The organism is Nonomuraea sp. NPDC049378 (assembly GCF_055586745.1).
On record NZ_JBVJHP010000001.1, the window covers coordinates 557,425 to 569,308 of the forward strand.

Sequence of the window (11,884 nt, forward strand, 5' to 3'; positions counted from 1 at the left end):
GTGCGACCGGCGGATGAGACGTCATCCCTGCCCATCGCATGCGCCGCCGCCGATGGAGGTGATGACATGGCGGTAGAAATCAACCTGAAGGCCCAGGTCTGACAGGGGCATCCGCTCGTCCGGCCCGTGGACGGTCCTGGCCGCCTCGGAGGTCGTCATCTCGCGCATGGGAAAGAATCCGTACGCGACCGTACCGTACCGCTCGCGCAGCCAGTGGGAGTCGGTGAAGCCGGCGTCGCACAGCGGCAGCAGCAGCGATCCGGCATCGACGCGCCGGACGAAACTCTCGATCGCCCCCCAGAGCGGAGTGGCCGTCGGCGACCGGCTGCCCCCTCGGATCGGCCGCCAGGCTACGCGGCAAGGCAGCTCCACCGCCGCCGCTTCGAGAACGGTTTCGATCTCTTCACGGCCGCAGCCGGGCAGCAGCCAGCAGGAGAAGTGGATCTCGCAGACCGACGGGCGTCCGGCGAGGGAGGTCGAAACGATCTTCAACGGGACGAGCGTGGTTCCCGTCAAGGGCGTCAGCAGGGTGCGCAGAGCAGGGTGGATGCTTCCCGCCGCAGCGGCGACCTCCCCCGGAGGTCGTCCGGTCCCGGCGAGCGCATCCATCACGACCGTGGCCTCTTCGGCCGGCGTGTCGCCGATGTGCTGGCCGGCGACCTTGCTCACGAACCGGCCGGCCTCAGCGATGGCGTTCGGCTGCTCTGCCAGCATGGGCAGCCCAGCGGGTGCGGTGATGGTGACGGTGAGCTCGGCGGTGACCCGCTCAGCGGTCGCGCAGAAGTAGACGGCGCGGTCGTCCAGGACCATGCGATCCCCGGCACCGTGGGTGAGGGCGTAGTCGGTGCGCAGTGCCTCAGGGTGCCGGTCCAGCAGCCATCGGGTGCCGAGCTCCGAGCCGAGCTCCTCATCGGCGGTGGCGGCGAGGACGACGTCGCCGCGGAAAGGGACACCGGAGCGCAGCAGCGAGGCGACCGCGACGGCCTGAGCCGCGGCCTGTCCCTTGAGATCCAGCGCGCCACGCCCCCAGACGCTGCCGTCGCGCACGATCCCACCCCACGGATCCGACGACCACTCGGCGGGGTCGGCGTCGACCGTGTCCAGGTGCGAGAGCAGGAGCAACGATGGACCGTCGCCGGCTCCGCGGATGCGGGTGACCAGGCTCGCGCGTCCGGGCTCGGCTTCGTACACGGTCGGGTCGATGCCCGAACGGCGCAGATAAGCGGCCAGGACCGCCGCAGCGGCAGCCGTGTCACCCGGCGGGTTGCACGAGCGGGCACGGATGAGCTCGGACAGGAGGCGCTGCGCCTCCGTTACCAGCTCGTTCACTCGAACTCGGCTCCGCGACGCGCCGGCCCACCGGGTGTCGGGCCGCGTTTGTCGACGATCCAATGCCACCGTGGCGCGTGGTTCTCGAGCAGGAGTTGCAACGCCTCGTGGAACAGCGAGTCGTCCGGGCGGCCCGTCCGCCGGCTCAGTGCGGCGAGCTGACGCTGCTGCTCGACGGTTATCCGGAATGTCTGCGGCTCCACCGCAACGGGCGCGTCGGCCACGTACACCGCATCGCGGGTCAGCTTGGCCTGCCACAGGGCCTCGCCCACCGCCCAGAGAAGGTCCTGCCCGGTGCTGCCGTGGAGGGGGGAGCGGGCGACGCCGAAGCTTGCCGTCAGCCGCACCTCCTCGCCGTCGATCAGGCGGAAGACGTGGCCGCCGATCAGCTGGTGCAGCCGCTCGGCCAGCCGGGTGGGCTCATGGGGATCGTCAGGGGTGAGGACGATCCATCCCTCGTCGCGTGACCCGGAATCCAGGAACGTCGCCTGCTCCGGGAGCGCGGAACGCAGCAGATCATGAAGTTGCACGACAAGGTGACGCTTCTCTTTCACGCCGCGGCGGCGTACGACCGCGGACCGGTCGAGGTCGACGGCGATGATGAAGACGTCGGTTCCCTTCCGCAGGACGTCATCGACGAAATGCCGGGCGAGCTCCACCCGCTTCATGTCGGCGAACATCCGCTGCAGATTGTGCTGGGGCTCGTCCCCCATCGGATAGGCGCTGAGGCCAGCGTCAATGGTCATCCTGATCACCTGCCGTTGCGAGTAGGGTGCGAACGCCATGGACGGTCGCGGGCCGGGACAGTGTCGCGATCTTCGCTGCGGCTACGGCCTGAGCGAAGAGGCATGCCTCCCGCAGGGGGCGCCCATCGCTCAGGGCCGCCAGCAAACCTGCGACCAGCGAGTCGCCGGCGCCCAGGGTGTTGACGGGATGGGTGGCGAATCCGGCCTGATGCGTGCTGCTGTCCGCGTCGCTCACCAGGCATCCCCGCGACCCGAGTGACGTGACGACCCCTGCGGCGCCCCCGGCGATGCAGGCCTGCGCCAACGCCCGGTTGTCGCCTTCCGAGAAGGAGGCGCCGCTGCATATCGCGATCGCGACGCCATCGACGCGGGGCACGATGTTGTCGCGCGCCGTCGCGGCGTCGGTCAACCATGGACGGAACCCGAAGTCGCACACCACGCGTGCGCCTTGCTCGACCAGGGCCACGCGCAGTGGGTCATAGCTGGGAAAGCCGGGCACATAACACAGGGCGTCGCCCCGCACGCGGAGCTCGCGAAGCAGCGGGGTCAGCGCCTCGCCGGGCCGGGTCACGCCCTCCTGGTTCACGATGACGCGATGGTCACCGCCTGATTCGACGAGGATGGCGACCCTCGCGGTGCCGCCCGCCACGGACGCCCACCGCGAACAGTCGACGCCGGACGCGATCAGGCTCTCGCGCAGATGCTCGGCCAGATCGTCCTGCCCCGCCACACCCACCATCGCGACCCGCCGTTCCAGCGCGGCCAGTTGCAGCGCCACCATCGCGGCGCTACCGCCAGGGTCCAGCTTCACATCGCCGGCGCAGAAATCACCCGTGCCGGACGATCGGACGGTGACGTGCAGGCACACGTCTCCGAAGACGACTATGGGCACGCCGGCGACGCCCGTCACAACGTCACCCGGACGCCGTTCGTGGCGGCCCGCTGGAGCGCGTCCGCGAACGCCACGGTGCGCAGGTTGTCGGCACCGGTCGGGCCCCTTGGATCCTGGCCGTCGAGCCAGCCGAGATACCACCGTACGAGCCGGGTGTTCAGGTCGGCCAGCGGCGTCGGCTGGGCGGACGGCTCGAACACCACTTCGCCGTTGACCGTGACGCTCTCGTCGACGACGCGCACGACCCCGTGGTCGAACTCGAGCTCCCAGCCGGAGTTGAGCGGCACCACAGCGCTTCCACGCGGCGCCCAGTTCGCCAGGTAGCGTACGACCGTCCCGCCGCGCAACTCGGCGCACATCGTCAGGCCGGCCGGGCCGCGAAACTCACTCCATGGCGGGCTGAAGGCATGCGCGACGACGGCCGCCGGCTCATCGTCGATGACCCAGCGCACGAGGTCCAGCACGTGCACGCTGCCCTCCCACAGGACGGGCTGGTCCATCGCCAGCCGCCAGGCGAGGCCAGGTCGCCAGAAGGTGCCCTCGACGTTGAACGTGATGGTCACGACTCCCAGCCGGCCCAGGGAACCCTCGCCGATGAGGTCACGCACTTTGAGAAACGCCGGCAGATAGCGCATCTGCTGGATGATGGCCAGGCGCCGGCCGGCCGCGGTGGCGAGATCCATGATCCGTGACGCGTCCCCCAGGTTGAGGGCCATCGGTTTGGCGACCAGAAGATCCTTGCCAGTCCGGAACGCCGCCTCCGCGTGGCGAAGATGATGGCCGGGTGGTGTGCAATCGACCACGAGGTGCGCGTCGGTGTCCCACCACTGGCTCTCGTCGTTGTCAAAGACCGCCGACGGCGTCACCTTGTAGGTGTGCGCGGCGTCGGCCAGGGCGCCGGTGTCGTGATCGACCACGGCGGCGATCTCGATCCCGTTGGCCGCCAGGGCAGGGAGCACTTCGCGCCCGAATCCGCCGACGCCGAGCACGATGCTACGCATGGCTGTGGACGCCATGCGGGCGACGAGCGATGTGGATCGGGGAAATGATCATGTTCTACTCCTCGTCGGGTGGACCTGCGTGTCCAGGAGTTGATCCGTCGAACTCGCCATCCGGGTGACCGCTCCGTACGGCCCCTCCTGGCTCCACGGCGCGAGCGCGCTGGATCCGGCGCGGTCGCGGAGCTTCGCAGCAGACAAGAGACCCGGGTCGAGCGGGGATAGGCCTCCGCACCCATCGCATGCCGTTACGGGGGATGCCGATGGTGATGTTCAATCCGCCGAGCCGGAATTGGCTATAACCGTAATAAGGATCAGTGAACCGTTCTGTCAAGGCACCCGACCGGGCCGCCGCCGATCTCGCACGCGGTGCGTGCCGCCGCTCCGGCGCCGGCCACGAGGCGGAGGCGGCACCTCTCCCGGCGGCCGGCGCGCCGGATGAGCCCGGCCAGGACAACACCGTTGACCTGGGCAACGTCCGTGCCCACCGGGCCGGGCGCGACCCTTCCGGCCATCGCGGAGATCAGAAGTTTGTTCATCGTCTCAACGAACCTCCGACTGAAGATGCTTCCAACTTTTGGCCGCACGGGAGTTGACAGTCGCAGTTCTTGCAGCCCTCCGACAAAGAAACGAAGCTTTTTCCGGCAGGAGGCCCTCAGAAAAAGATAACTCCCAGGTTGCCGCACGGCGGTTCTAACGGTTGACCGGGATGACTTCCTATGTTTGCATCATTTCGTGCCTGCAGTCATAAGCACTTGGTCAAGTCGGACCGCACACATCTCTCACGAAGATCCCAGGGGCCCTCCATCTGACAAGTAAGGCCGAGCAGGCCACCGCTATTATCACGTCGTCGTTGCTTCATCGAAGTATGCGCTGCGTTTCTGCTGTGCGCCAGGCCCACACGTCGGTACGTGATCGTGGGCTACCGCTGGCGCAGGAACGGCAGCGGCGCCCGGACGAGGCGGCGAAGCCGCAAAGGCCAACTCCCGCACGATTCATTGAGGTTCAGCCGATCTTCGCCTCACTTGAGTGCGCACTGAACCGACTGTCAGGCGTTCGCCTGACACGTTCTTATTCTCTCATATATATGCTGCACACAGCGGCGCCGCAGGCCGGACATCCTCGAAGTAGCCGGCGCCCTCCGACCGGGACCCGTATCGAGACCACTCACGCGTCGCCCCCCGAGAGGTCTCCGGAGGCCTCGGGCAGCATTGCCGTCATGCGACGAGAGGGCGAGATCACCATACCGCGGAGACCACGCCCAGCCGGCGGTCCTTGAGCAGCGGCCACCGATCACGGGCGGGCGACGTCACCACAGCGCTCACAGGAAAGGGTGGTGCAATGTCTCAACGACTTCGCTCAGTAACATCTGGCCGAGCTCATGAGACGATGGCACGCGACTTCTCCCCCACTTCCGGCGACAACGAACCCGGAATCTCCCAAGAGATCGTAAGAATAAGCACGAGCAAGCTCTGCATTTCCGACTCACCGCGTCTCAACGGCATTGACCGTGACCACGTGCGCACCTTGGCGGAAGTCGATGATCCACTTCCTGCTATTATAGTTCACTACCCGACCATGCAAGTCATCGACGGCATGCACCGGCTTGAGGCAGCACTTCTCAAGGGCTTGACAGAAATCGATGCGCACTATTTCCACGGCAATGATGCTGAGGCTTTCCGGCTTGCGGTCGCCGCCAACATCAGGCATGGTCTGCCGCTCACGCAAGCAGAACGCCAGAGCGCGGCAACGCGCATCATACGTTCCCATCCGCAACTCTCCGACCGGTCGATCGCGCACACCACGGGACTGTCCGCGAAGACCGTTGCCCGCATTCGTCACGGATCTCACAGCGGAATAACCGGCCAGCGGATCGGTCGTGACGGAAAGGTGCGGCCGTTGAACACCGCGGAGGGCCGGCGAATCGCTTCCCGCACGATCATCGACCGGCCGGGCGCCTCTTTACGTGAGATCGCGCGGGAAGCGGGTGTCTCGGTCGGGACCGTGCGGGATGTGCGCGCGCGCCTGGCGTCGGGCAAGGATCCGGTGCCCTCCCGGCATCGCACACCGTACGAACGGAGCTCGCCGATCGCCGGCGGGCCAGACGCGCAGCAAGCCGTGCGCACCCTGGACCCGGGGGTGATGTTGGATGGCCTGCGCCGTGATCCCGCGCTGCGTTACAGCGAGTCCGGCCGGCACCTGTTGCGCTGGCTGGGGACGCACGTCATCAGCATCGCACAGGCTCGGACGGCCCTTTGCAACGTACCGCCGCACTGCGCCGTCGTCGTCGCCAGGATCGCTCGCGGGTACGCGGATGTCTGGAGTTCCCTCGCCATCGAGCTGGAGCGACAGGACGACAACGACAGGTGACGTCAGCGGGCACCTCTTTCGTGGCACCCGTTTCGTGTTCAGCGGGTGTCGGAGTCGGTGTCCTTCAGCGCGGCGCGGCCGGCTTCCAGGCGGGCCACCGGGATGCGGAACGGGCTGCACGAGACGTAGTCCAGGCCCACGTCGTGGCAGAAGTGCACGGAGTCCGGGTCGCCTCCGTGCTCGCCGCAGATTCCCAGGTGCAGGCCGGGCCGGGTGGCCCTGCCCTCCTCGACCGCGATCTCGATCAGGCGGCCGACGCCCTCCCTGTCGAGGGTCTCGAAGGGAGAGACGCCGAAGATGCCGAGGTCGAGATAGCGCGAGAAGAACGACGCCTCCACGTCGTCCCTGGAGAAGCCCCAGGACATCTGGGTGAGGTCGTTGGTGCCGAAGGAGAAGAACTCCGCGGCCTCGGCGATCCTGCCCGCCGTCAGCGCCGCTCTGGGCACTTCGATCATGGTGCCGATCAGGGCCTCGACGCCGGCCTCCGCGAGGATCCTGACGGCCTCCTCACGTACGGACTCCAGCTCCTGTACGGCGGCCACCAGCGGGATCATGATCTCCGGCCGGGCGCCCGGCACCTCCTTCGCCGCGTGGGCGATGGCGCGCACCTGCATGGCGAACAGGCCGGGGATGACCAGGCCGAGGCGCACGCCGCGCAGCCCGAGCATCGGGTTCTGCTCGTGCAGGCGCTTGACGGCGGCCAGGAGCTCGCGGTCCTTGCCGGTGACGTCCGATGAGGTGGCGACCCTGACGGACAGGTCCACGATGTCGGGAAGGAACTCGTGCAGGGGCGGGTCGATGAGGCGGATGGTGACGGGATCGCCGTCCATAGCCTGAAATATCGCTACAAAGTCTGCTTTCTGGAGCGGTTCCAGGGCGTCCAGCGCGGCCTGGCGTTCGTCGTCCGTCGACGCCAGGACCAGGTCCTCCACCAGCCGCCTGCGCTCCCCCAGGAACATGTGCTCGGTGCGGCACAGCCCGATCCCCTGCGCGCCGAACCGGCGGGCCCGCGCCGCGTCGTCCGGGCTGTCCGCGTTGGCCCGCACGCCGAGCCGGCGGGCGGCGTCCGCGCGGCGCATGATCCGGTCGACGGCCCTGACCAGCTCGTCGTCCGGCTCCGCGCCCTCGAAGTATTCGACGACCGCCGAGTCCACCACCGGCACCTCCCCGAGGAACACCTCCCCCGTGGTCCCGTCGATGGAGATGAGGTCACCCTCGGAGACGACCACGCCGCCCGGCGCGGTGAACCTGCGCTCCTCCGTGGACACCTCCAGCTCCTCGGCCCCGCACACGCACGTCTTGCCCATGCCGCGGGCGACCACGGCCGCGTGGGAGGTCTTGCCGCCGCGGCTGGTCAGGATGCCCCTGGCGGCGATCATGCCGGCCAGGTCGTCGGGGTTGGTCTCGCGCCGGACCAGGATGACCTCCTCACCCTGCTCCGACAGCTCGGCGGCCCGCTCCGAGCAGAAGACGGCCCTGCCGACGGCGGCCCCGGGAGAGGCGTTCATGCCCTTGCCGATCCTCCTCCGGTCGGCGTCCGCGTCGAAACGCGGGAACATGAGCTGGGCCAGCTGGTCGCCGGTGACACGGGTGACGGCCTCGTCGAGCGTGATCAGGCCCTGGTCGACGAGCTGGGTGGCGATGCAGAACGCGGCCGCCGCCGTGCGCTTGCCGACGCGCGTCTGCAACATCCAGAGCTTGCCGCGCTCGATCGTGAACTCGATGTCACACAGGTCCCTGTAGTGGTTCTCCAGGGTCTCCATGATCCCGAGCAGCTCGTCGTACGAGTGCTTGTCGATGCGCTCGAGCTCCTGGAGCGGGATCGTGTTGCGGATGCCGGCCACCACGTCCTCGCCCTGGGCGTTCTGCAGGTAGTCGCCGTAGATGCCCTGCCGGCCCGAGCCGGGATCGCGGGTGAAGGCGACGCCGGTGCCGGAGTCGTCACCGTAGTTGCCGAAGACCATGGCCATGATGTTCACGGCGGTGCCGAGGTCGGCGGGGATGCGCTCCTGGCGGCGGTAGAGGATGGCGCGTGGTGCGTTCCACGAGTCGAAGACGGCCCGGACGGCCAGGCGCATCTGCTCGCGCGGGTCGGCGGGGAAGTCGTCGCCCGTCTGCTCGCGGACGATGCCCTTGTACGTCTCCACGAGCCGCTGCAGCTCGCCCGCGTCGAGGTCGGTGTCGTTGCGCCTGCCCTTGACGGCGTCGAGCGCCCGCTCGAACAGGTCCCCGTCGATCCCGAGCACCGTCTTGCCGAACATCTGGACGAGCCGGCGGTAAGAGTCCCAGGCGAAACGTTCGTTGCCGCCCGCCTGCTTGGCCAGGCCGTGCACCGACTCGTCGTTGAGCCCGATGTTGAGCACCGTCTCCATCATGCCCGGCATGGAGAATTTCGCCCCGGAGCGTACGCTGACGAGCAGCGGGTCGTCGGCTTGGCCGAGTTTCCTGCCCATCCGGCCCTCGAGCGCGTCCAGATGCTCCGCGACCTCCTGCTCCAGGCCTCCCGGTGTCGAGCCTTCCGCCAGGTAGTGGCGGCAGGCCTCGCTCGTGATCGTGAATCCGGGAGGAACGGGCAGCCCGAGGTTGGTCATTTCGGCGAGGTTGGCTCCCTTACCGCCGAGAAGATCTTTGAGATTCCTGTTGCCCTCGGTGAAATCGTAAACGTACTTCCCCACCACAACTCCAATCCGACGCCTCTGAACCGGACTCTACCGGCGAAATTGATGACGAAACTTCACCCCTTCCCTAAGGCAACATTTATGCAGGTGAACACCTGTGGACAGGTCTAATCCAATTATACGACCGCACGTCAGGAAATTGGATTAGACCAATTGGTTTAAACCAACTCTTGGGAAAGGAGAACGGCCAGGCGGGCCCGGATCTCGGTCCGCGATCACGCGATCCTGGGCCCCATCCCACGCATGCCTGAGGCGCCCCCGCCCACCGGCGGAGGCGCCTCCGTACGACGCTAGGCGAGCGGATTGTCCTCCGGCGGCGAGCCTGGCGCCCCGTCACGCGGCGGCAACCAGAGCACGAACGTCGCACCCTCCCCCAGCTGCGAGTACACCGCCACCCGCCCTCCGTGCGACTCCACGATCTGGCGCACGATGGCCAGGCCGAGCCCTGTGTGGCGGTCGCGGCGGCTGGCCTCGCCCCGCCAGAAGCGGTCGAAGACCCGCTGCTGGTCCGCCTCCCCCAGCCCGGGCCCGTCGTCGCGGACCGCCACCCACAGCCAGCCCTCGGCGCGGCCCGCCACCACGCGGATCGTGCCGCCGGGCGGCGAGAGGCGCACGGCGTTGGACAGCAGGTTGGCCACGGCCCGCCGCAGCGCGTCGGAGTCGCCGGTCATGTCCAGGCCGGAGCCCAGGTCGCGGGTGATCCGCACGTGCCGGGCGGCGGCCGGGGTGGCGTGTTCCTCGCACGCCTCGGCCGCCACCCTGGCCAGGTCGAGATCGGCGTCGGCGAACGCGGTGCCCTGGCGCCTGGCGCTGGCGAGCAGGTCCTCGACGAGCCGCGTCATGCGGGTGGTCGCGCGGTCCACGATGGCCACGGCCCTGGCGCGCTCCTCGTCGCTGGCGTCGGGGGCGGACAACACGGCGTCCACGTTGGCCCGGATGATCGTCAGCGGGCTGCGCAGCTCGTGCGAGGCGTCGTCGATGAGCTGGCGCTGCGCGCTGAACGCCTCCTCCAGCCGGTCGAGCATGGTGTCGATGGTGTCGGCCAGGTCCTTGAGCTCGTCGCGCGGCCCGTCCAGCCTGATGCGCCGGGCCAGGTCGGTGGCCTGGATCTCCTCCGTGGTGCGGGTGATCGACCTGACGGGACGCAGCACGCGCCCGGCCAGCACCCAGCCGATGCCCAGGCTGGCGACATAGAGGCCGACCAGCGTGACGAGCGAATAGTCGCGCAGCGTGGCCAGCGTCTTGACGTTGACCGCGTTCTCGACCTCCTGGACGAAGACGACCTCCCGCTTGCCCAGGTACTGGTCGCCCGAGTAGGCCTTGGCGTACTCGGTGGTGTAGGGGCGCTGGTCGGTGGACTTCGAGACGGCGAAATAGATGCCGCCGAGCACGAGCGCGGCCAGCACGAACAGCAGGCCCGAGTAGAGCACGGTGAGCCGGAAGCGGATGGTGTGGATCATGTCGGCTCCTTGAGCCGGTAGCCCCGGCTGATCACCGTCTCGATCAGGCCGTCCTCCTGGAGCTTGCGCCGCAGGTTGCCGACCGTGACGCGCACGGTGTTGGTGAACGGGTCGGCGTGCTCGTCCCAGACGTGCTCCAGCAGCTCCTCGCTGGACACCACGTGACCCGGCCTGGTCATCAGGTAGTGCAGCACGCCGTATTCCTTGGGGGTGAGCGCCAGCGACCTGCCGTCCAGCGACACCTCCAGCCTGGCCGTGTCGATGCGCAGCCCGCCCACCTCCAGCACGGAGGTGCCGCCGCTCTCCCTGCGCAGCAGCGCCCGCACCCGGGCCAGCAGCTCGGGGAACGCGAACGGCTTGACGAGGTAGTCGTCCGCCCCCTCGTCGAGCCCGCGGACGCGGTCGTCGAGCCGGTCGCGCGCGGTCACCATGATGATCCGCACGCCCTGGCCGGCCGCGCGCACGGTGCGGCAGAGCTGGAAGCCGTCGCCGCCGGGCAGGTTCAGGTCGAGCAGGACCAGGTCGTACGCGTTGACCTGCAGCTTCTCGTGCGCGGACGGCGCGTCGTAGGCCACGTCCACCGCGTAGCCCGCGCGGGCGAGGCCCACCCGCAACGCGTCGACCAGGTCCTCCTCGTCCTCCACCACCAGCAGTCGCATGCTTGTGACCCTAATTTCGCATGATGCGTTCCGCGACGGGCGCGGCACGGTCGATGGGGATGGCGAAGCCGATGCCGATGTTCCCGCCCCCTCGGCCGGCGGCGATGGCGGTGTTCACCCCCACGACCTCGCCCCTGTCGTTCACCAGCGGCCCACCCGAGTTGCCCGGGTTGATGGACGCGTCCGTCTGCACGGCCGTGCGCCGCGCCCCGCCCAGCCGCACCTCCCGGTCCAGGGCGCTGACGATGCCCGCGGTGACCGTGCCGGAAAGACCCAGCGGCGAGCCGATGGCCAGCACCTGGTCGCCGACGGACAGGTCGGACGACCGGCCGAGGGTGGCGGGGGGCAGGTCGCCGGGGTGGTCGACCGCCAGCACGGCCAGATCCTCGTCGTCGTCCGCGCCGAGCACGCGGGCGCTCAGCCTGCGGCCGTCGTTCAGCACCACGGTCGCCAGGCCTCCGTCACTGACCACGTGCGCGTTGGTGAGGATGTGGCCGCGCCCGTCCACCACGAAGCCGGACCCGCCCCGGCTGCCGGCCTCCACGGAGACCACGCTGGGCAGCACCCGCGCCGCCGTCGCGCTCAGCCCGGTCAGGCCGGACGACGGCGCGGGCGCGACCCTCGGCAGGGCCGGGGGGGGGGGGGGGGGGGGGGGGGGAGGGGAGGGGGGGGGGGGGGGGGGGGGAGGCCCCCCCCCCCCCCAGGCCCGAACAAAAACGGAAACCAAAAAAAGGACACTAATCCACCCAGAC

At 68.9% G+C, this 11,884-nt stretch carries 10 protein-coding genes; 1 reads left to right on the forward strand and 9 read right to left on the reverse strand.

Going from position 1 to position 11,884, the window contains the following annotated elements:
- Positions 1-21: 21 nt before the first annotated feature.
- From ACZ6SA_RS02475 to ACZ6SA_RS02495, 5 genes are all read right to left on the reverse strand, one after another.
- Entirely contained in the window at positions 22-1,329 is a 1,308-nt protein-coding gene (locus ACZ6SA_RS02475; RefSeq protein WP_465826214.1) for a M20/M25/M40 family metallo-hydrolase, read from the reverse strand.
- Entirely contained in the window at positions 1,326-2,084 is a 759-nt protein-coding gene (locus ACZ6SA_RS02480; protein ID WP_465826216.1) for a hypothetical protein, read from the reverse strand. Before ACZ6SA_RS02480 ends, ACZ6SA_RS02475 begins: the two co-directional genes overlap by 4 nt.
- Positions 2,065-2,985: a carbohydrate kinase family protein gene (locus tag ACZ6SA_RS02485; protein WP_465826218.1), complete on the reverse strand. Its 921-nt coding sequence runs from the start codon at positions 2,983-2,985 to the stop codon at positions 2,065-2,067. Before ACZ6SA_RS02485 ends, ACZ6SA_RS02480 begins: the two co-directional genes overlap by 20 nt.
- Positions 2,982-3,968 (reverse strand): Gfo/Idh/MocA family protein, encoded by a 987-nt coding sequence (locus ACZ6SA_RS02490; protein ID WP_465826220.1) that lies wholly within the window; start codon positions 3,966-3,968, stop codon positions 2,982-2,984. Before ACZ6SA_RS02490 ends, ACZ6SA_RS02485 begins: the two co-directional genes overlap by 4 nt.
- 311 nt (positions 3,969-4,279) lie before the next feature.
- Positions 4,280-4,504, reverse strand: a complete 225-nt coding sequence (locus ACZ6SA_RS02495) for a hypothetical protein (RefSeq protein ID WP_465826222.1) — start codon at positions 4,502-4,504, stop codon at positions 4,280-4,282.
- 850 nt (positions 4,505-5,354) lie between these two features.
- Here ACZ6SA_RS02495 and ACZ6SA_RS02500 point away from each other — a divergent pair.
- Positions 5,355-6,335: a ParB/RepB/Spo0J family partition protein gene (locus tag ACZ6SA_RS02500; RefSeq protein WP_465826224.1), complete on the forward strand. Its 981-nt coding sequence runs from the start codon at positions 5,355-5,357 to the stop codon at positions 6,333-6,335.
- Between the two features lie 38 nt (positions 6,336-6,373).
- On the opposite strand, the gene ppdK is transcribed toward ACZ6SA_RS02500, so the two are convergent.
- From ppdK to ACZ6SA_RS02520, 4 genes are all read right to left on the reverse strand, one after another.
- Complete coding sequence (gene ppdK, locus ACZ6SA_RS02505; protein ID WP_465826226.1) at positions 6,374-9,010, reverse strand: pyruvate, phosphate dikinase; 2,637 nt, start codon at positions 9,008-9,010, stop codon at positions 6,374-6,376.
- 293 nt (positions 9,011-9,303) lie between these two features.
- Positions 9,304-10,473 carry a HAMP domain-containing sensor histidine kinase gene (locus ACZ6SA_RS02510; RefSeq protein ID WP_465826228.1) on the reverse strand — a complete coding sequence of 390 codons (1,170 nt, stop codon included), beginning with the start codon at positions 10,471-10,473 and terminating at the stop codon, positions 9,304-9,306.
- Complete coding sequence (locus ACZ6SA_RS02515) at positions 10,470-11,132, reverse strand: response regulator transcription factor (RefSeq protein WP_347641794.1); 663 nt, start codon at positions 11,130-11,132, stop codon at positions 10,470-10,472. The genes ACZ6SA_RS02510 and ACZ6SA_RS02515 overlap by 4 nt, the downstream gene beginning before the upstream one ends.
- Before the next feature lie 10 nt (positions 11,133-11,142).
- Positions 11,143-11,697: a S1C family serine protease gene (locus ACZ6SA_RS02520; RefSeq protein WP_465826231.1), complete on the reverse strand. Its 555-nt coding sequence runs from the start codon at positions 11,695-11,697 to the stop codon at positions 11,143-11,145.
- Positions 11,698-11,884 lie beyond the last annotated feature (187 nt).